Source organism: Peribacillus sp. TH14 (genome assembly GCF_016651145.1).
Taxonomy (GTDB): Bacteria; Bacillota; Bacilli; order Bacillales; family DSM-1321; genus Peribacillus; species Peribacillus butanolivorans.
The window spans coordinates 4,256,446-4,276,905 of the sequence record NZ_JAEKEK010000001.1; the positions used below are offsets into that span (position 1 = coordinate 4,256,446).

General features: G+C 36.5%; 16 protein-coding genes, 1 pseudogene and 1 riboswitch. Of the genes and pseudogenes, 15 read left to right on the forward strand and 2 right to left on the reverse strand.

Going from position 1 to position 20,460, the window contains the following annotated elements:
• Window positions 1–452 precede the first annotated feature (452 nt).
• The 4 genes from JFU50_RS20795 to JFU50_RS20810 all read left to right on the forward strand — a co-directional run bounded on the left by JFU50_RS20795 (window position 453) and on the right by JFU50_RS20810 (window position 2,868).
• Window positions 453–935, forward strand: coding sequence for a DUF2975 domain-containing protein (locus tag JFU50_RS20795; protein WP_201185492.1), 483 nt, complete (start codon window positions 453–455; stop codon window positions 933–935).
• A 10-nt stretch (window positions 936–945) separates the two neighbouring features.
• Window positions 946–1,167, forward strand: a complete 222-nt coding sequence (locus JFU50_RS20800; RefSeq protein WP_201185490.1) for a helix-turn-helix domain-containing protein — start codon at window positions 946–948, stop codon at window positions 1,165–1,167.
• A 69-nt stretch (window positions 1,168–1,236) separates the two neighbouring features.
• Window positions 1,237–2,028, forward strand: coding sequence for a DUF817 domain-containing protein (locus tag JFU50_RS20805; protein ID WP_201225140.1), 792 nt, complete (start codon window positions 1,237–1,239; stop codon window positions 2,026–2,028).
• Window positions 2,029–2,424: 396 nt separating this feature from the next.
• The gene (locus JFU50_RS20810) at window positions 2,425–2,868 is read left to right on the forward strand and encodes a carboxymuconolactone decarboxylase family protein (RefSeq protein WP_201223916.1); all 444 of its coding nucleotides are present in this window, start codon (window positions 2,425–2,427) and stop codon (window positions 2,866–2,868) included.
• 476 nt (window positions 2,869–3,344) lie between these two features.
• Here JFU50_RS20810 and JFU50_RS20815 read toward each other — a convergent pair whose 3' ends face one another.
• The gene (locus JFU50_RS20815; protein ID WP_201223919.1) at window positions 3,345–4,619 is read right to left on the reverse strand and encodes an IS110 family transposase; all 1,275 of its coding nucleotides are present in this window, start codon (window positions 4,617–4,619) and stop codon (window positions 3,345–3,347) included.
• Window positions 4,620–4,826: 207 nt separating this feature from the next.
• On the opposite strand from JFU50_RS20815, the gene JFU50_RS20820 reads away from it, so the two are divergent.
• From JFU50_RS20820 to JFU50_RS20865, 10 genes and pseudogenes are all read left to right on the forward strand, one after another.
• Window positions 4,827–5,333, forward strand: coding sequence for a hypothetical protein (locus JFU50_RS20820; protein WP_201223921.1), 507 nt, complete (start codon window positions 4,827–4,829; stop codon window positions 5,331–5,333).
• Between the two features lie 1,035 nt (window positions 5,334–6,368).
• Window positions 6,369–7,829 (forward strand): catalase, encoded by a 1,461-nt coding sequence (locus JFU50_RS20825; RefSeq protein WP_201223923.1) that lies wholly within the window; start codon window positions 6,369–6,371, stop codon window positions 7,827–7,829.
• A gap of 583 nt (window positions 7,830–8,412) precedes the next feature.
• Window positions 8,413–9,438, forward strand: coding sequence for an ABC transporter substrate-binding protein (locus JFU50_RS20830; protein WP_446728187.1), 1,026 nt, complete (start codon window positions 8,413–8,415; stop codon window positions 9,436–9,438).
• Window positions 9,428–10,246 carry an alkaline phosphatase family protein gene (locus JFU50_RS20835; protein WP_201223928.1) on the forward strand — a complete coding sequence of 273 codons (819 nt, stop codon included), beginning with the start codon at window positions 9,428–9,430 and terminating at the stop codon, window positions 10,244–10,246. The genes JFU50_RS20830 and JFU50_RS20835 overlap by 11 nt, the downstream gene beginning before the upstream one ends.
• Before the next feature lie 29 nt (window positions 10,247–10,275).
• Window positions 10,276–11,112, forward strand: coding sequence for an ABC transporter permease (locus JFU50_RS20840; RefSeq protein ID WP_201223929.1), 837 nt, complete (start codon window positions 10,276–10,278; stop codon window positions 11,110–11,112).
• Entirely contained in the window at window positions 11,109–11,888 is a 780-nt protein-coding gene (locus tag JFU50_RS20845) for an ABC transporter permease (protein WP_201223930.1), read from the forward strand. The genes JFU50_RS20840 and JFU50_RS20845 overlap by 4 nt, the downstream gene beginning before the upstream one ends.
• The gene (locus JFU50_RS20850) at window positions 11,885–12,889 is read left to right on the forward strand and encodes an ABC transporter ATP-binding protein (RefSeq protein WP_201223931.1); all 1,005 of its coding nucleotides are present in this window, start codon (window positions 11,885–11,887) and stop codon (window positions 12,887–12,889) included. Before JFU50_RS20845 ends, JFU50_RS20850 begins: the two co-directional genes overlap by 4 nt.
• On the forward strand, window positions 12,886–13,674 hold the full coding sequence (locus tag JFU50_RS20855) for a DeoR/GlpR family DNA-binding transcription regulator (RefSeq protein WP_201185471.1): 789 nt from the start codon (window positions 12,886–12,888) through the stop codon (window positions 13,672–13,674). Before JFU50_RS20850 ends, JFU50_RS20855 begins: the two co-directional genes overlap by 4 nt.
• Entirely contained in the window at window positions 13,668–14,675 is a 1,008-nt protein-coding gene (locus JFU50_RS20860; protein ID WP_201185469.1) for a histidinol phosphate phosphatase domain-containing protein, read from the forward strand. Before JFU50_RS20855 ends, JFU50_RS20860 begins: the two co-directional genes overlap by 7 nt.
• Window positions 14,676–14,770: 95 nt before the next feature.
• Window positions 14,771–15,124 (forward strand): annotated as a pseudogene (locus tag JFU50_RS20865) (GyrI-like domain-containing protein); the annotation flags it as partial.
• A 594-nt stretch (window positions 15,125–15,718) separates the two neighbouring features.
• Here the strand turns inward: JFU50_RS20865 and JFU50_RS20870 are convergent.
• Entirely contained in the window at window positions 15,719–16,981 is a 1,263-nt protein-coding gene (locus JFU50_RS20870; protein ID WP_201185466.1) for a cation:dicarboxylate symporter family transporter, read from the reverse strand.
• A 167-nt stretch (window positions 16,982–17,148) separates the two neighbouring features.
• A riboswitch (cyclic di-AMP (ydaO/yuaA leader) is annotated at window positions 17,149–17,296 on the reverse strand.
• Window positions 17,297–18,834: 1,538 nt separating this feature from the next.
• On the opposite strand from JFU50_RS20870, the gene JFU50_RS20875 reads away from it, so the two are divergent.
• Window positions 18,835–20,202: a sigma-54 interaction domain-containing protein gene (locus tag JFU50_RS20875; protein WP_201223933.1), complete on the forward strand. Its 1,368-nt coding sequence runs from the start codon at window positions 18,835–18,837 to the stop codon at window positions 20,200–20,202.
• Window positions 20,203–20,460 lie beyond the last annotated feature (258 nt).

Consider the following 20,460-nt stretch of genomic DNA (forward strand, 5'->3'; position numbering starts at 1 on the left):
AAAAGCCTAATTTCTCGCTACAATACCGAGAAAATTATAAAAAAACAATAAAGTTATTTAATTTTAAATGAACTATTCTTCACTAAATTTGTGAAGTGTCACTTCTACTTAACGAAATAGACTTTATAATCAGAACTGAAAGTATAATTCACTTATAAATGAATTATACCGACTCACATTGTGATAAATTGTATTACTTCAATAACAAGGGTTCGTCGCGGCGATACTTTTTCTTATGGCACTAACGGGGCAGGTTAGTTGAACAAGTTATAAATTGAATAGTTTAAAGTTATAGAGCATTTCTTCGTAATGAGGAATGCTTTTTTATATTTTTTAAAATGAAAGGATATTTAGGTAACAATAATTATATAATAAAAAACAACAATGTTTTATTGTAAAACGATAAAAAACGTGTTAAATTAAATTGACAATAAATAAGTGAGGTGCTTTTTATGAAACGAGGAACAACACTCTTTTTAAAGATAGCTGTTATTCTTATTGGAATTCCAGTTCTTGCTTTGTGCATATTTTTGGTGCCTGAGATAGCGAAGTTTGCAGCAGAATTGTATCCGGATATGACTTATATCAAATATCTCGTATTAATCGATTTGTATGCATCGGCGATACCATTTTACTTTGCTCTATATCAAGCTTTTAAACTTTTAAGCTATATTGACAAGAACAAAGCTTTCTCGGAATTATCTGTAAGTGCTCTAACAAAAATAAAATACTGTGCAATCACAATCAGTATCTTGTATGTGGTAGGTATGCCGCTCTTTTATCTCATAGCGGAGCTGGACGACGCCCCAGGTATCATATTAATCGGATTGGTCATTATTTTTTCTTCAATGGTGATTGCAGTCTTTGCTGCTGTTCTTCAAAGGCTTTTACAAGAAGCCATCGATATAAAATCAGAGAATGACTTAATAGTCTGAGGTGAATAACATGGCAATTATAATCAATATTGATGTGATGCTGGCTAAAAGGAAAATGAGTGTTACAGAACTTTCTGAGAGGGTTGGAATAACGATGGCTAACCTTTCTATATTGAAAAACGGCAAGGCAAAAGCGATTCGATTATCAACTTTAGAGGCGATTTGTAAGGCTTTAGAATGTCAGCCTGGAGATATTTTAGAATATCGAAATGATGACGACACCCAAGATTAAAAAAGAGGAACAAAAAGAAAAGGGGAGTTACTCATGAATTTAACCATTAAAAAAATGGAGGCACTAATCATGAGAGCACTAAAACAACTCGTTCGTTTTGGTTGGGAGCAGGCCCTATCATGTTTGTTTCCTGCCGTTATTTTTGCCTCGTTGGCTTTTACAAAACTTATGCCGCTTCCCTTTCTGCCACGGTATGACTGGCTGCTCATCATCTGCCTTCTGATGCAGTGGTGGATGGTGCGTTCTGGGCTTGAAACACGGGACGAACTAAAAGTTATCACATTGTTCCACCTTATTGGTCTTGCTCTTGAACTTTTCAAGGTACATATGGACTCATGGTCTTATCCAGAGGAAGGATATTTCAAAATTTTTGGAGTGCCTTTGTATAGCGGATTCATGTACGCAAGTGTAGCGAGTTATCTTTGCCAGGCGTGGAGAAGGTTAAAGGTTGAATTGGTTAAGTGGCCACCGTTTTTGGTAGTTGTACCTCTTGCAGCTGCGATTTATTTGAATTTTTTCACCCACCATTATTGGATTGATATTCGTTGGTGGTTGTCTGGACTTGTCATTATCGTCTTTTGGCGATCATGGGTCATATACGAGGTTGCTGGAACTCGTTATCGTATGCCAATCGCACTTTCTTTTGTGCTCATCGGATTTTTTATATGGATAGCCGAAAATATCGCAACGTTCTTTGGAGCTTGGGAATATCCAAACCAAACCGATGCATGGAGTCTCGTTCATCTAGGAAAGGTAAGTTCATGGCTCTTATTAGTCATTGTTAGTTTCCTTATAGTAGCGATGTTAAAGCAGGTTAAGGGGAAAAATTCCACTAGAACCGATGCTAGTCAATTTTTATAACTGTTAAGAACCCTCTTTTAAAAAAGTTGGATCCTTAGCATAGTAAGGAATTCGACTTTTTTTAGGTTGAAGTTCTCCTAGCGTACAAAATTCTGAATAAGATAAATTGGAAAAAGCAACTTTCGAATTGTTGCTTTTTTCTTCTTATGGAACTAGAGAGGTAGTTTAGTTGAAGAAGCTTAATGTAAACGCACAGTTAATGACGTTTGTTTTCACAGTATGACTGTATGGATATGTGCTGTACAGTCTCTCTGTTTAAACGTACTGCGAAGCAACTAAATGTTCTATTCCAGCTAAAATTTCTCTTGATTATAAATATACCTAAAGTAAAAAAATGGTATAAATGGTCGTCGGCGGGTATAATAAAATTATCTTAAAGCAAAGGGGTTGTGCCTTATGAGTCAACGAATCTCCTACAATGATGTTGCACCCGATGGTATGAAAATTATGATGGATATGGAGAAGTACACTAAAAACTCTTCTATTAATCGAACTACTAGAGAGTTGATCAAAATTAGAGCTTCTCAAATTAACGGTTGTGCCTTCTGCATCAATATGCATACATCCGATGCTCGTAAGATGGGGGAAACTGAACAAAGAATTTATTGTTTAAATGCCTGGGAAGAATGCGATTTTTATTCACCTGAAGAAAAAGTTGCTTTGGAACTTACTGAGCATATTACCTTGATACCAACAAAACGAGTTCCTGATGACTTATACAAGCGTGTCCGAGAACATTATGATGAGAAACAATATGTTGATCTAGTTCTTATTATTAATCAAATAAACAGTTGGAATAGAATCTCTATTGCAATGGGCAATACAGCAACTAAGAGTTAATTTTCTTAACGAACATCCTATGGTGTTCGTTTTTTCATTTATTTTGTTGCATATTTTGTGTCAACTCTACAATTGGTCTTATAGAACTCCCTCAGTTTAATAGATAATGCTCACGAATACTCGCTTATTCGCAGGATTTCAAACCACATGGTATAGGTTGCTTTAGATGAACGAAAGAGATAGGACCGTTTTGATAAGATGAGGGCAGGTTGAAATAGGGGATCCAATGAGAATCCCATATTATTACATATGCTGCACGCATTTTCCACGCTGCCCCTGGAGGCTTTCCCTCCCATGTCTCAACGGGTCATAATCATATGCCCTTTCATTCCTTCGTCATGCCTATCCAAGGGGTGGAGGCTGGTTTTGCTAACGGAACGGGTCATTGCCCTTTTGTTCTATATATCCAGTACTTCGTGCTTTCTTTGAAATCCTACGAATAAGCCAACTTTCTTAAAAACAATGTGAATGTAAATTTACGCTGCTGGTTGTTCAAGAGGGAATACCATTTCCGGTTTATAGACAGAGCCATTACGAGCAATCCCTACTAGGACACGGGCGAGTTTTCCACATAGTTTCATGATGGATTTCATTTTCTTAATCTTCTTCACCTTAACATTGTTCGAGTGTAGGGCTTTAAACTCAGGGTTATTCATCACCAGACTCATGGTCGCAAGGAAGAGGTAACGCCGCAGGCGTGATCTTCCACGTTTGGAAAGAACAATTTGGCCTTTCCACTTCCCAGAGCTTGCCTCAGCGAGATGCAATCCTGCATGACGAAGGAGCGCATTCCCGTGAGCGAACCCACTCAGATCTCCAGCTTCTCCTAAGATGCCCGCCAGTGAAATTTCGCTGATTCCTTTAATGGCAAGTATTTGCTTAACAAATGGAATCTGTTCCAAGACGTTTGTGACTTCTTGCGTCACTCTTTCGAGTTGGGATGAAGCGAGATCATATTCCTCTACTAACTGTTCCAAGTGAAGTTTATACGCATCAAGGGCTTGTTTCGTACCAATTGAACACTTGGCCAATGTAATCAGGGAACGGGCTTTTTTATGCCCGGAATGTCGCTTCATACATGATTTCCACCCGGTTACGATATCTTGAGGCTGTAAGGAACATATTTCAGCTGGGGTAGGAAAGAGGCGTAGGGTTGCGATTGCCCCTTTACATGATACGTCTTTAAACACTTGCCGGAGCTCGGGAAAGACAACATCCACCCAGCGATTAATCTGGTTGATGGATCTAACAAGGCGCTTAACGATCACATCTCGGTTGGCCATAAGGACACGAAGTTTTTCAAATGATTCTGAAGTGGAACGAACGAAGGCATAATAGCCATTCTTCACCATATCAGCGATGACAAGGGCATCTTTTTTATCACTTTTGGATTGCGTATTATCACGATTTTCTTTGTTTCTTTTGACATGGTGAGGATTGACCGTAACGACATCCATGTTTTGTTTGACTAGCCACTTTGAAAGGTTTATCCAATAATGACCGGTAGGTTCCATTCCGACTATCGTGGTGTCTAGGTTTTTCATGTGTTTTAGTTCCTTGATCCAATTTAGTAATCTAGTAAAACCCTCTTCGTTATTTTCAAAAGACAAAGGTTTCCCGATCACAATGCCTCGATAGTTTACAGCACGGGCCACGTGTACGTGTTGGGCGATATCCACACCAACAACTAGATGTTGATCCGTAATTCTTTCAATCAGTTGATTTTGTTTGTTTTGCATTTTAAAATTCATAGTAGGGCTTCCTCCTTAAGACTTTGAGTTAGATTGGACACTATACTCGTATCTTACTGAGGGGCTCTATTTTTTTCAAACCTGATATTTAACGATCTACAGGAATGCTAACGGGTGCTTTACTTCAATAAGTGAGGTTGCTCTCAATGTTAGGGTGGATAATTTAATGGTTCGAAATTTACATTCATCTTTTAGGAGGACAGGCCTTTGACTTTTAAAAAAATCTTCGTAGGACTCCTGGTTATATGGAGTCTTGCTGCTTGTGACAACGAACAAGAACAAGTCATAAAAAATGAAAAGGTAGATGTAGAGCAAAAAAATGAGGTGAAAGATTCTACACAACAAGAGGATGTACCCTCTTACGAAGCACCCAAGTATCATATATATGGTGGCTGGATGAATGGTGGATCTTATATACTAATCAAAAGTGATGGTGACGGTGGTGAGGGTAGATCCAAGTTCACATTAGAAAAATTCACTAAAACGGGAAAAGATAAAATCATAAAGCATTTCCAGTTATCAGAATCTACTGGATCAAAACTAACCGGTATAATATCTAGCAAAGAATCAAACAAGACTTCTTTTCTAACGTTAGAATTAAATAAAGAAAAAACCGAAATAACTGTCACGTTGCCAAATGGAAAACCCGTTACATATAAAGAAGCAGAAATAGATCCGCAAGAATTTAATCCCGATTATGAGTGGGAAGAATGAAACCACAGTATAACGAAAAATAAAAAGACACCTCCGGAACCGTAGGAGTCGAACCCACACAGAAGGTATTTAGACCTCAGTTCTACCTTTAAACTATGTCCTTAGAAAGACAGCTATAACTACTGACCAACTGAGTGGAATTAAAACAACAATAGGAGATACAAAAATGTGGTTAAAAGTGGGGGCAGCGATATTAGCAATACTGGGTTATTATGTGGTTAACTTAATTATCTTCATTTTTTAATAAATAAATGTTGGTTAATTACCAATTGTACCAAACTACAACTCCTAATATGAAGATTGGGACGCAAGCCATAAATACTCCGTAAAAAGAAAGTTCAAAGTCCTCAGGGTTTCCCATAAAAGTTCTTAGACCTGCTCTATCCAATGCAGTTTTTTTATTTTATGTTTTTCCTCTTCATTTTTACTCATATATGCATCCGCCTTATCCAATATTTGTTATTATGATTTTAACATATATATACATTTTAAAAAAATGCATTTTATTTTATTAGTCTTATGAATACACGATCATTTATTATATTGAGTTCTTCTACAGAGCGATTATTTAATAAGGTTAGCTTTTCTTATTGAGCTAAAGGGACATTTTAGTTTTAAAAGGAAATATTACGAAAATATGGAAACGTCATTTATCAAACACTGTAAATACAGTACAGATGTTAATGACACTATTATTTATTACTGCTGTTATTGGTTTATATAGCTTACTTATGTTTTTTCAAACTAAGAAAAGTAATACTTTTTTATTGCACATGTAATTTCCCTTCGTCATTTTCATTTTTTCATAATTCCACCTATTCCAACAGGCCCACGGCATATGAGTTTTCTTTACCTAGCGGTATGTTCAAACACTGATTTAATTTGACTTTTTTGTATTGTCCTGAAAAAAGTTGATAACTTTAAAAAACTATATTTCTAATAAATGTTGAAAATAAAAGTAGAAGATACATATTCGAGGCTTAATAATCATATTTAGTAACGATTGAAGGAAAATGAATTTTGGAGGCCATGATAATGAATGAAAAAGATTCTAAACAGACGCAAGCTTTATCAGAAGAAGACTCAAATGAAAGAAAAAAGTTATATAGAGACCTCTCCAAACGGACTAATGATGAGTCAGCTAAACTTCATTCACAGACAGTCGGCTCTAGAGGACCTGTACTGGAACAAGATAATGTACTCCACGAGTCCTTACAAGAGTTTATTCATGAAAAAATATTAGAAAGACCGGTTCATGTGAAAGGATTTGGTGCATTTGGTTATTTTCAAACGATATATTCGATGTCCGAATACACAAAACTGAACTTTTTACAAAATCCTGATCATAAGGTACCTGTTATGGTTCGCTTTTCATTAGCTGTCAGTACGAAAGGAACACCTGATACTTCCAGAAATGTACGTGGTTTCGCTACAAAATTTTATACAGAAGAAGGTGTTTTTGACCTTTTATGTAATCATATCCCCGTCTTTTCTGTTCGTGATTCGATACGTTTCCCAGAATTTATTAAAGCATTCTTACCTTCACCCAAAAATAACTTAATTGACCCTGATAGATTTTGGAGCTTTGTAGCAAGAGCACCCGAATCTATTCATTTTATTGTACGTCTCTACTCTGACGCAGGTACAGTAAAAAGTCTTCGTCACATACCAGGACATAGTGTGAATACATATGTTTGGAGAAATGCTCAAGGTATTAGAAAGTATGTTAAATACCATTGGTATCCATTTGAAGGTGTACAATACATTGGTCGCAAGGAAGCAAATAGACTAGCCGCTGAAAACCCTGATTATGCTGGTAAAGATCTATTCGATGCTATTGCGGGTGGTAAATCAGTGGAATATGGCTTATACGTTCAGCTCATGGATCCTGCAGATGAAGCCCATCTTTCTTATGATCCTTTAGACGATACAAAAGTATGGGATGAGAAAGAATACCCTCTTATACCAGTAGGGAAAATGGTATTAAGTAAAAATCCTGATAATTATATGGAACAAGTAGAAAAAGTCGCCTTCTCCCCTTCAAATTTACTTGACGGTGCAGAATTATCTGATGATAAAATACTGCAGGGCCGAGCCAATATTTATAATGATTCTCAAAGAAGAAGAATTGGGCCTGAATTTCGAAAAGTACCAGTCAATCAACAGCAAGACTGGACAACGGCTAACCAAATTACAAGTGGTGATGGAAGATATGTTGAAGGAAAACTAGAAAGAACTTCTATAACAAAGCATGATGATTTTATGCAGGCTGGTGAATTCTATATGAAGTTAACTCCTATAGAAAAAGAACATCTTGTAGAAAATTTGGCTAGCGACTTGATAGTCATATCCGATGATATTAGAAAGAAAGTTATGGAGTATTTAAATAAGGTATCATCTGACTTGGCAAAAAGAATTGAGATACAACAAAAAAACAATAAAGATATAAAAATTAAAATTTGGTTATTATTAATGAACAGTAAAATTTGTATATAAGGTTTTAAAAAATAATATTAATTTTTAAATAGAAAGAAAAAAGAAGCTTTGCCGTTAATTAACCTGCCCTATAGATTGGGGTGCCCTGCACTTCGACAATGATCTACAAATCCAGGATGCCTTTCAAGGCGCCACACTTATGAATACTGCTAAATTAGGCTCAGTCTTAGGACTGAGTTTTTGTGGTGTTTTTGAAAGAAAACAGAATTCATCAATCATCACGAACTCTCCCTCTCTAGTATTCTGTCGACAAAATCTAGTAAATATCGGGAGTGACAGGCACCGATTTTAAGTTTTTCTAATTTCTTACCTTAGCGTGGTGACGGGCGGCTCTGGTACTTATTACTTTAGTCATCTTAAATAGAATGTTGGATGTAAAGCTTCTGTAAATTGAGATTTACAAAAGCTTAGTGTGGGAATTATGTTTGCTTAATATTTGTTTTGTATATTCATAGTGTGAAACAAAATAAAAACAAACATATTTAGGGGAAAACGACAATGTCTTGGAACCGTAAGTGGAAAACAGGAATAATCGGTGCAATGACTATTTCAATGTTAGCGAGCATGTTCATCAAATAATAATATTAAAGAATCAAGCGCAGGAGAAGAAGCAGATTATAACAAATTGACATTGACACAAATAGAAGACAAGGCAAAAGAAGAAGGCAAAGTTAATTCAGTTGGGATGCCGGATACTTGGGCAAACTGGGTGGAAACTTGGGATGAGTTGGGCGAAAAATATAATGTGCAACATACTGATACAGATATGTCGAGTGCAGAAGAGTTAGCAAAATTTGCAGCTGAAAAAAATGATGCAACAGCTGATATTGGTGATGTTGGAATTGCCTTTGGACCTATTGCAGAGGAACAAGACTTAACGATTCCCTATAAAACGTCCTATTGGGATGACATTCCAGATTGGGCGAAAGATGATAACGGAGACTGGGTAGTTGGCTATACGGGAACGATGGCAATTATTACAGATAAGAATAACGTAAAAACGGTCCCGACTTCTTGGGAAGATATAAAAAATGGTAATTACACAGTTAGTATTGGTGATGCGTTAACAGCAAACCAAGCACAATTTGCTATATTAGCAGCTGCTTATGCTTTCGGTGGAGACGAAAAGAATATTCAACCGGGTATTGACTTCTTTGCAGAATTAGCGAAACAAGGTCGTTTATCTGCTGGTGATCCTAGTGTTGCTAATCTAGAAAAAGGTGAAATTGATGTTGCTTTACTTTGGGACTTTAATGCACTGGGTTATCGTAAACAAGTTGATGAAGCACGATTTGACGTAACGATTCCAGAAGAGGCATCTGTTACATCTGGTTATGCCACAATCATTAATAAATATTCAAAAAAACCGCATGCTGCTATGTTGACTCGTGAATACATTCTTTCAGATGAGGGTCAAGAAAATTTAGCAAAAGGGTATGCACGTCCAATTCGTGAAAATGTTGAATTATCAGAAGAAGTTCAATCTCTTCTATTACCGGATAACATGTATAAAAATGCCCAACCAGTTGGCGATCAAAAGGCTTGGGAAGAAACAACGAAACAAATTCCTCAAATGTGGCAAGAGAAGGTGTTAATCCATGTCAAATAATCGTTTAATTATGATCGTTGTGGATGCGTTGCGTTTTGATACAGCGTGTTCTCATATGGGTTTTATGCAACATCTCGTTGAACAAGGAAAGGTCGCGCGTTATGAAGTGAAATCGGAAGTCCCTTCTTTATCTCGGCCACTATATGAAACGATTTTGACTGGAACGCCACCTTTAGTCCATGGAATTGTTGGCAATGGAGTCGTCCGCTTATCAACACAAGAAAGTCTGTTTCATTTAGCAAGACGCAGCGGGAAGAAAACCGCTGCAGCTGCTTATCATTGGGTAAGTGAGCTATATAATCATGCGCCATTTCGTCCTGGAATGGATCGAATTCAATTAGATAAAGATGCCCCTATTGAAAATGGTCTGTTCTACTTTGAAGATCATTATCCAGATAACCATTTATTCGCAGAAGCTAGGTGGCTCGTTTCAGAAAAGAAACCAGATTTCATCTATATTCACCCGATGAATGTAGATGATGATGGACATAAATTTACAGCAGATTCTGTTCAATATCGAAATCGCGTTTTAGCTACAGATGCCTTATTGGCACTTTCGTTGCCAGAATGGATGGAACTTGGATACAACATTATCGTGACAGCCGATCACGGAATGACAAGCGATGGAAATCACGGTGGGAATACAACTAATGATCGCCATGTTCCGTTATTTATTGCTTCGAATAAAGTGAAGCCGGTTGTTCAGGATCAAATTATCTCTCAGCTACAAGTGGCGCCACTTGCTTGCCATTTACTCGGAATCGATCCATCAGAAGCGATGGTCCCTCTCATCATACCTGGGGTCTAGTCAATTAAATAAAGGGAGACATCATGATTATGAATGGAAAAAAAAGAGTACTTTTCATACTAGTCCCGTTCGCTTTGTTGATGACGTTTTTTTTTCTCTTACCACTCTTTTACATGTTGATGAGTAGTTTTTCAAATAGTGAAGGGTTTACGTTAGAACATTATCAAGAAGTGTTAACAAGTTCTTATATTTTACAAGGGTTTAAAAACAGTTTAGCTTTGTCAGTCGTTTCAGCATTCGTCGCGTTAGTCGTTTCCTTGTTAGGTGTGTATGCGATGACGTATTTTCCTGAACCGGTCCGTGAACGGTTATTGATTTTGTCCAACTTGACTTCCAACTTCGCGGGTGTACCACTCGCTTTTGCATTTATCGTCTTACTTGGAAATAGCGGTCTCTTTACATTAGCGCTTGATTCGTTCGGCTGGGATTTATCTTTTTCTCTTTATAGTTGGTCAGGGCTGTTGCTCATTTATATTTACTTTCAACTCCCGCTTTCAATCATGCTTTTATATCCGATTTATTACGGTATTCAGCAACAATGGAAAGATGCCGCTACGTTATTAGGAGCTTCTAAATTTACATTTTGGAAAAAAATCGGACTGCCTATTTTATTTCCTGGTATTGCGGGCACGTTCACTATATTGTTCGCTAATGCGATAGGTGCATATGCATCTGCTTACGCCTTAACAGGGAGTAATTTTAACTTAGCGGCAATTCGTATCGGGGCACTCATTACGGGGGATATTTTTGCTCAACCAGAATTGGCGAGTGCCATTGCTGTTTTACTTGGTGTGATCATGATTATCGGGATGTTACTTAGTGAATGGCTCACCAAGAAAACGAGAAAGGATTTGTCAGAACGATGAAAAAATTTACAATCGTCATCCTCATTCTGATCGGTGTATATTTAGCCCTACCAATTCTAGCGACCGCTTTGTATGCATTTTCAACGGAATGGAATAAAACCATTTTACCGGAAGGATTAACGTTGGAATGGATTAAGACTTTATTTCAAGATGCAAGATTTATAGAAGCGTTCGGACGATCTGTTCTTCTTTCAGGTAGTGCAGTTTTCATTTCTATATTATTTATTGTGCCGGCGATTTTCGTGATCGTATTATACTTTCCATCGTTAGAAAAGTGGTTCCAGGCAAGTGTTGTGATGGTATATGCTTTCCCTGGTGTTATTTTAGCAGTTGGTTTAATTCGGTTTTATTCAGGAACTAGTTTACCGATGATCCTCGCTGTGCTCGGGGTATATGTCATTAGCGTGCTTCCATATATGTACCAAGGAACACGAAATAGCTTACGGAATGTTCAAGGCCGTCAATTAATGGATGCAGCGGAATTACTAGGCGCTTCAAAAATGGAAGCTTTCCGGAAAGTGTTGCTTCCATCAGTTTATCCAGGATTATTTGTTTCAGCGCTATTATCATTCTCTGTTTTATTTGGCGAATTTGTTTTGATAAACCTCGTTGTAGGTTCTCGTTTTGAAACGGTTCAAATTTATTTAATGTCAAAATTAAGTACAAGTGGTCATGTTGCGAGTGCGATTGTGTTCGTATACATCGTGTTGATGGGTATTTTGACGCTAGTAATGGCGACATTAACGAAAAGAGCGAAAGGAATGACACGCGCATGAGTTACGTAGTGTTAAAAGACGTTTATAAACAATATCAAGATACAAAAGTTCTTTCTGGAATTGATATGAACATTAGAGATGGCGAATTTGTCACGTTACTTGGACCAAGTGGTTGTGGGAAAAGTACAATCTTGCGTATATTATCTGGACTAACAGATGCGACTGGCGGTCAAGTGATGATTGATGGGAAAGATATGAAGAAAATTTCGCCGAAAAACCGCAGAGTAGGTATGGTATTTCAATCATACGCATTATTTCCGAATATGACCGTATATGAAAATGTTGCGTTTGGAATAAAGATGCTCAAAAAACCAGAAAATGAAGTGGGAGAGCTAGTAGGGAAAATGTTAAACCTCGTTGGTTTACAAGAGAAGAAAGAGGCGTATCCGCATGAACTTTCCGGTGGTCAGCAGCAACGTGTCGCGCTTGCTCGTTCTCTCGTTGTTCGTCCGAAAGTATTGTTACTTGATGAACCGTTAAGTGCGCTTGATGCACAAATTCGTAAACATCTACAAGTCGAACTTCGAGCGATTCAACGTGAACTGGATATGACGATGATTCTTGTTACACATGACCAAGAAGAAGCGATGTCTGTTTCCGATCGTATTTTCGTCATGAATAATGGAAAGATTGCACAAGAAGGAACACCATCTGAAATCTACACGCATCCTAAAACCGAATTTGTTGCCAATTTTATAGGACGATACAATGTTTTTTCAAAAGAGCAGATAGGAAAATTAATTGGAAAAAATGTAGCGTTATCCGCAGATAAATATGCGATACGTCCAGAATCTATTCATTTACAAGCTCAGGTCTCCTCTTACAAATTAAGCGCAATTGCTGGCGATTCTATTATGAATGGAAATGTGATCCGTACAACTTTTCATGCGGACAATAAGCAATTTACGACTGAACAATTGCATCATCGTGCCTCTGCATTTGAAAAAGGTATGGAATATCAATTATTCGTAGAACCAGAGGATGTAATCGCCTTATCATGAATCAATTAAAGGAAGAACGCCATCGTTTAATTATTCAATGGGTGAATGAGGAGAAACGCGTATCAGTTGCAAAAATGGCAAAGAAGTTTTCTGTTACACCAGAAACGATTCGTCGAGACTTGACCGAGTTAGAAGAACTGGAGCAGATAACTCGAGTGCATGGAGGAGCAGTTCTATATACAACATTAGAAAAAGAACAAGCTTACTTACGGAAGCTTGATATCAATCGTGCAGAAAAAGAACAAATTGCATTCGAAGCGATATCACGTATTGAAGATGGTGATACGATTGGCATCGATGTTGGAACGACAACATTTCATATTGCCGATTTAATTCAAAATGTTCAAAATTTAACTGTTGTGACAAATTCAATTGCAGCAGCAGATCGCTTTAACCAAGCGATTGAAGAGAAGCGTGTGACGGGCAAGGTTATTTTGTTAGGTGGATTTACGAACCCTGCGCAATCCTCTGTCTCGGGTGCAATGACGCTAGAATGGTTAAGTCATATGCATATGGATAAAGCGTTTATATCCTGCGGTGGAATTGTTGGAGATACAATCTATGATTATGATTTAGATGAGTCACTCGTTTCAGCTAAAATGATGGCAAGAAGCAAGAAGAATATTTTACTTGTAGATTCATCAAAAATAGGTATTCCGTCTTTCTTTTCATTTGGTGATGCGAGCCATTTTGATGAAGTCATTAGTAATCAGCCTTGTCCGAAGGAATGGAAAGAATGGTATAAACGTTGGATTATCGCAAAAAGGAGTGGATCAGAATGTTAATCGATTATCATGTACATCTAGAAGAAGGCCCGTATTCGTTTAATTGGCTTGAACGTACGGCAAAAGCCCTTGGACATTTTCAGCCAAACGAAGTGCAAGAATACGGCTCGAAAGAAAAAATTGAGTATCAAGTGAATCAGTTGCAAAAGCGACTGAATGGTGGTTGTTACGGCGAAGAGTGGCTTGATTTATATTTAAAAAAAGCGAAACAAATCGGATTGAAAGAAGTAGGTATTGTCGATCATTTGTATCGTTTTAAAGAAACAAAAAATTATTTTGAAAAGGCGTTAAATCTTGATCCGAGCGATTCAATTGGTGTATTACAATCGTATTGGATAAAAAATGTCATGACAGAAAAAATGGATGAGTTCGTTGAAGCGATTGTAGCAGCAAAAAAACGCTGGGAAAAAGAAGGTGTCTCATTAAAGTTAGGAATTGAAGCGGATTATTTTGTCGGGCAAGAAGAGGAACTAGAAGCACTCTTAGAAGGAAAACCGTGGGACTATGTGATTGGTTCTATTCATTATATGGATGGCTGGGGATTTGATAACCCACAAACCGCATCTCACTTTGAAGAATATGATTTAGAAGAGCTGTACACTCGTTTTTATGAAACAGTTGAAAAAATGATCCGTTCAAACATGTTTGATTTTGTTGCACATTTAGATAATTTAAAAGTATTTAATTTCAAAGTAAACAATGAATCTTTTAATCAAAAATGGTATGAACGCATTGCTGTCGCACTAAAGGAAACGAATACCGCCACAGAGGTGAATGCGGGTTTATACTATCGCTATCCGGCCAAAGATATGTGCCCATCCATTGATTTTCTAACGACAATTGTTAACGAAGGTATTCCGATTACCCTTTCTTCAGATTCACACTATCCAGATGATCTGGGAAAATATGTTGCAGAGAACAAGAAAATGTTGCAGCAATTAGGTGCCTCACATCTAGCAACCTTCCATCAAAGAGAAAGAAACTTAGTGCAGATCCGGTAAAATGGGTCTTTTTTTGCCGCCCCCTGGAGCGAGATGCACGAATTTTGCACACGCCGAATGGGTGAAGATCCAGCGACTTCAGCTACAAATTGCAACAAAAACTATCGAATGTCAGCCCATTAGGACTGCTTAGTGTATCTGCGAACTTTTCCGAAGGCAGGTTGGAGGAAAAAGGGGAGCTTGATCATTATATAGGCGTAGCCTCAACGAGGGAGTGCCCAGATAACTTAACACTGCTTGAAGTTGATGCATATATATGGGCGGTATTCGAAGCAGTCGGACCTTTTCCTGAAACACTGCAAAATGTATGGGGACGTATTTATTCCGAATGGTTTCAATCCTCTAACTATGAACAAATAGAAGGTCCAGAAATCCTTTGGAACGAAAAAAAAGATGTAACCTCACCAACATTTAGAAGTGAAATATGGATTCCTGTTTTGAAAAAGTAAGCATAGGCGAAAGATTTATGCGAAGAGCTGTTTCGACAGCTCTTATTTTTTTACTCAACTACCAGTTACTTTACTTCAATAATGGCTAAGGTAATCTTTTTTATTATGGAACTATCGGGGCAGGTTAGCATTCCTGTAGATAGCTATTTTTTGATTTTGAAAAAAATAGAGCTCCTCAGTAAGATATGAGTGTAGATACCATTCTAACTCAAAACCTTAAGGAGGAAGCCCTGATATGAAGTTTAAAATGCAAGACAAACAAAATCACCTAATACTTAATGAGCAAGGCAAGTATTAGTCCTGTGAGGAAGAAACAATATCACTCTCATCTCATCCATTTAAAGAAAAGGTTTCCTTTACGATAATACCTTTATTGAATTTTTTCATACGAGATTAACGAAGGAAGTAAAGCCTTAAAAGAAAGTAAATGGTAATTGAACATCTGGCAATCTGGCATTTTCATGTTTAAGACTTCTGACTGAGACAAAATGAAAGTCACTAAATTTGGAAGCAGGAAGGAATGATCTGACGTGAAGGTAAACAGAAAACTACACCAAAAAAATCCAGAGTGACACACTACTCTGGATTTTAATATTAAGATACTTGTTCTAGATTTTTATTATTGGCAGGAGGGTGGAATTGACCTTCCCATTTAGAAATAACGATTGCTGCAAGTGCATTACCTACAACATTCACTGCCGTACGACCCATATCAAGAATACGGTCAATACCAGCAATAAATGCTAAGCCTTCAATTGGAATACCGACGGTGCCTAGTGTTGCCAAAAGGACGACGAAGGAGACACCTGGTACACCTGCAATTCCTTTAGATGTAATCATCAACACTAGCATTAAGGTAATTTGCTGCATGATGCTCAAATCAATTCCATACATTTGAGCAATGAAAATGGCTGCTAATGCTTGATATAACGTAGAACCATCAAGGTTGAAAGAGTAGCCTGTCGGAATTACGAATGATGCAATATGTTTTGGACATCCGGCCTTCTCCATTTTTTCCATGATTTTTGGGAGGACGGATTCCGAACTAGCTGTTGAAAATGCTAAAATTAACTCTTCTTTTAGAAGCTTAATCAATTTAAAAATACCAAACCCTACTACTTTAGCAATAATTCCAAGAACGACAAGTACAAAGAAAAGCATTGTTCCATATACTGAAAGCGCTAACTTACCTAAAGGAATTAATGACGCCAAACCGAATTTAGAGATTGTTACCCCTATTAGTGCAAATACACCGACTGGAGCGAATTTCATAATCAAGTTGGTTAAGTAGAACATCCCTTCTGCCGTACCTTGGAAGAATCGAAATACCGGTTTACCTTTTTCTCCAATTGCGGCAATACTAACGCCAAATAATACAGAGAAGAAAATAATGGCTAGCATATCGCCTTCTACCATCGCTTTAATCGGATTCGATGGTACGATGTGAACAATTGTATCTACAAAAGATTCATGCTGCTTAGTTTCTGCTGTATCTACATAACTGGATATATCTGTTTGTTCAAGCTGGTTCATGTTTATACCAGCGCCCGGCTGAAGTAAATTAGCGGAAACCAGACCAACAAGAATTGCTATTTGCGTTACTACCACAAAGTATAAAAGTGATTTGGCACCAATTTTACCTACTGATTTCAAATCGCCTACCCCTGCAACGGCAACAATCAGACTTGAAACAATGATTGGTACAACAATCATTTTAATCATGCGTAAGAACATATCTCCCAATGGTTGTAAATAGCCTTGGGCAGTCTCATTACCATAAAAAATGGCACCAACAATAATCCCTAGAATTAATCCAATGAATATTTGGCTAGCTAAACTTAATTTAATTTTCTTCATTTACTTTCCTCACATTCCATAAGTTCTTTGATGTAAAAACATTTTGTCTCGTAAGGGATACAAGTTATTAAATAGAAAGAAAGTGAATTTTATTTTTTGAAAATTCTGTCTTTATACCGAAAGAAAAGACACTTCATTTGTCGATTCCTATTGGCGTGACTATTCATACATGTTCCCTTTAGACTCTGACGAGGTTAGCTGTCGGGTTAGGAATTGGAAACACAAATACCCTATCATCTCTGAATTCACCCCTAGCGGAAAATATCAGCAAAATGGTTTCCCCGTTCTATTAATAAGATTAAGAGAACCAACTTATAATAAAAATATTAATCTGTAAATATTTATTATAGGATTTAGGGGCACGCCATCTTTCTCTACGATTATAAAAATTTATCCTCTTTTTTAGAGTGGGCTCATTGAAAATACGATGATTCAAATGATATTAATACATGAGACATTTAAAATCTTTTTAAAATCGCAAGTTTGATATAAAGTTTGGTAATCTTTGAGATATGTGTGTGGTGTAAATCCCCATTTACGCTTCCTCTTTTACCAATTTCATCCTCCTTTTTTAATCTATGTAGTTCTATTCAGTGATTATAAAATACTTCCTTTCTTCCTTATTTTTAAGGGATGAATCAATAATGTAACATTAAAATGAAGCGCTTACAATAATTATTTAAAGAAAATTCGGGAATATAAGACTTTTTTCGACATTTTTCGATATTTTTCGATAATTTCCATACTGAGCACACACCACCATTATTGTTCTCAATATAAACACTTAATTATTTTTATATATCGGATAGTTCCTACATTTTTCAAGGTAAACTTGATTGATTTTCAGCCATAACAGTTCCCTTTTTTCATTTTTTTCTTCTATCGTGTAATTTAGACTTACAGTGTGTTAAAGTTTATTCCTTGGAAAATACCCGATGATTTTGTGATAGTGGTAGAAAATGGCATACCAATTGGTCAATTGAAGCTTACAATACGACAGTCAGAGGCAATGAGATTGGTTATGTAAATCTATTATCTAAATCTATTATCTAATTCCTGAAAAACGTCGAGCTGATTTAGGGAGGAATATACATGAGTATGCTCTAAAGTTTTTTCAAAACAAGGGAGTGACTGAGTATCATCTTCGACACTTAAACATTACCCAAAGTCGCTTTCAGCCTAATAGAATTACGTTTGAGGCTAAATTAAAAAAGGTCCATTTTGTTGGTTCAAAAAGAGTGGTATAGTGTGTATCAGGCTCTCAGGAGATTGTTGTTAACCTATCTGATGAGGAGCAAATGGATTATCTAGGTGAGAGTATTTGCTTGAGTGCTAGAAAAGACTTGGTAAAAATACTTTAATATGTCGGTAAGCTCTGTTAAGAGGAACCTTTACAGAGCTTTTTTCTATTCAAGTATCGGGACAGCAGCGTAAACTTTCATTTATGAGAGAAAGCAGAGGATAACCACGAAAAAAAGAATAGTTTTTTACCATTATCCTTTTTTTGGCTTATTACTCTGTTTCAAATACTAAATAGGTCTTTTGATTATTTACGTATGTGATCTCATTTTCCAAACCTATTTGACAAACATATTAGAGTATGGCTTCCCTAAAATATAAACTGGAAGGATTAAAGTCTTTTAGTATACTTATTTATTTTTCGGAAATGGCATACTCAGATCGTTATAATCCGATTGATTACGCTAGTGAGGGTATAAAATATCTCCATCGATTTCTTTTTAATGAACACTTTATTTCGCAGTCTTTTTTGAAACATTTTCACTTCGTAAATATGTATTGAATATAATGCGTGGTATTATATGGTAAAGGATTCTAGGTAAAGGAGACTTATGATGAAGACTGGACAATTCTCCAATAATAAACTATTAGATATGGTATTTGAAAGTACATATTATGGAATTGTAATTGTCGATAGTAATGGGAAAATTCAATATATTAGCAATAAATATTGTGAATTTTTAAATGTTGAACGCGACTCAGTGATTGGTGAACATGTGACGAATATAATTGAAAATACAAGGCTACACCTAGTAGTGCAAATAGGTAAATCGGAAATCGCTGATATACATTTTCTTCGTGGTGATTTTGTTATCGCTAATCGCATTCCTATCATCGAAAATGAGGAAATAATTGGTGCGATTGGGACAATAATGTTTCGTGATCTTGATGACTGGAATAAAATGAATAGCCACATTAAGGAGATACTGACAAAACATAATTTTTACAGAAATGAAAGTGATGTTACAAATGGAGTAAAGTATTCCTTACACAATTTAATTGGCAATTCACAAAAAATACAACAGTTAAAAGAACGTGTGAAAAGGGTGGCTAGAGGTGATATCTCTGTACTAATTAGAGGAGAAAGCGGTACAGGCAAGGAAATAATAGCACATAGCATTCATCAGTTAAGTGGGAGAAGCGACAAACCACTAGTGAAAATAAATTGTAGTTCAATTCCGGAACACTTGTTAGAATCTGAACTTTTCGGGTATGAAGATGGTGCCTTTACAGGGGCAAAAAAGGGAGGTAAAATTGGAAAGTTTCAATTTGCTGATGGTGGAACTGTTTTCCTTGACGAAATTGGTGATATGCCTCAGCAAATGCAAGTCAAGTTATTAAGGGTCCTTCAGGAGAAAGAATTTGAGCCTGTAGGTTCGCTTTACCCAAAAAAACTTAATGTTCGAGTGATTGCTGCAACAAATCGCCCTTTAGAAAAATTGGTTGAAGAAAAGCTATTTCGTGAAGACCTATTTTATAGAATTAATGCTGTCCAATTATTTGTTCCTCCTTTAAGTGATAGAATCGAAGATATCTCTTTACTTGTAGATTATTTTTTAAAAAAAGTCACAGCCCGAATAGGAAAACGAGTAACCTCTATACACCCTGAGGTGCTTTCATTAATAGAGCAATATAACTGGCCAGGGAATGTCAGAGAACTAGAGAATGTGATTGATGCAGGTGTTCACCTATCAAATGACGAGGTAATGGGAAAAGATGCTTTACCTGATTATCTAAAACGTCATAAGGTGAATAGGAAAGAAGTAAGTTTAAAGGATAGTGTAGAGGAAACAGAAAAGAAGACAATAGAAAGAGCGTTAAGGAGGTTTAAGTTTGATAAAAAACGGGTTGCGGAAGCTCTTGGAATAGGAAATTCTACCCTTTACGATAAAATTAAAAAATATCAAATTTCTGACCAATAAATATAAATCCGGGATTTCAGAATGCATTCCGAAATCCCGGATTTATATTATAATTTCCGTATTAGTGTAGATATAGTTCACATTAAAGGAGAAAAAAGGCTATAGAACAGATTAATTATTATATAAATTATGAAAACTGAAGAATAAAAAATCAACTGATCTAACTTAAGTTGATTTTTTTTATTTATTTTCTGAAAAATCGGAAAATAAACATTTGGATATTCCTCGATAAATAAGAAAAGTAAGTCAGTATAGGGT

Bases quoted from the DNA above. Each gene is read 5' to 3' on its own strand.
- JFU50_RS20795 (WP_201185492.1), top strand. From the start codon at position 453: ATGAAACGAGGAACAACACTCTTTTTAAAGATAGCTGTTATTCTTATT.
- JFU50_RS20800 (WP_201185490.1), top strand. From the start codon at position 946: ATGGCAATTATAATCAATATTGATGTGATGCTGGCTAAAAGGAAAATG.
- JFU50_RS20805 (WP_201225140.1), top strand. From the start codon at position 1,237: ATGAGAGCACTAAAACAACTCGTTCGTTTTGGTTGGGAGCAGGCCCTA.
- JFU50_RS20810 (WP_201223916.1), top strand. From the start codon at position 2,425: ATGAGTCAACGAATCTCCTACAATGATGTTGCACCCGATGGTATGAAA.
- JFU50_RS20815 (WP_201223919.1), bottom strand. From the start codon at position 4,619: ATGAATTTTAAAATGCAAAACAAACAAAATCAACTGATTGAAAGAATT.
- JFU50_RS20825 (WP_201223923.1), top strand. From the start codon at position 6,369: ATGAATGAAAAAGATTCTAAACAGACGCAAGCTTTATCAGAAGAAGAC.
- JFU50_RS20835 (WP_201223928.1), top strand. From the start codon at position 9,428: ATGTCAAATAATCGTTTAATTATGATCGTTGTGGATGCGTTGCGTTTT.
- JFU50_RS20840 (WP_201223929.1), top strand. From the start codon at position 10,276: ATGAATGGAAAAAAAAGAGTACTTTTCATACTAGTCCCGTTCGCTTTG.
- JFU50_RS20845 (WP_201223930.1), top strand. From the start codon at position 11,109: ATGAAAAAATTTACAATCGTCATCCTCATTCTGATCGGTGTATATTTA.
- JFU50_RS20850 (WP_201223931.1), top strand. From the start codon at position 11,885: ATGAGTTACGTAGTGTTAAAAGACGTTTATAAACAATATCAAGATACA.
- JFU50_RS20855 (WP_201185471.1), top strand. From the start codon at position 12,886: ATGAATCAATTAAAGGAAGAACGCCATCGTTTAATTATTCAATGGGTG.
- JFU50_RS20860 (WP_201185469.1), top strand. From the start codon at position 13,668: ATGTTAATCGATTATCATGTACATCTAGAAGAAGGCCCGTATTCGTTT.
- JFU50_RS20870 (WP_201185466.1), bottom strand. From the start codon at position 16,981: ATGAAGAAAATTAAATTAAGTTTAGCTAGCCAAATATTCATTGGATTA.
- JFU50_RS20875 (WP_201223933.1), top strand. From the start codon at position 18,835: ATGAAGACTGGACAATTCTCCAATAATAAACTATTAGATATGGTATTT.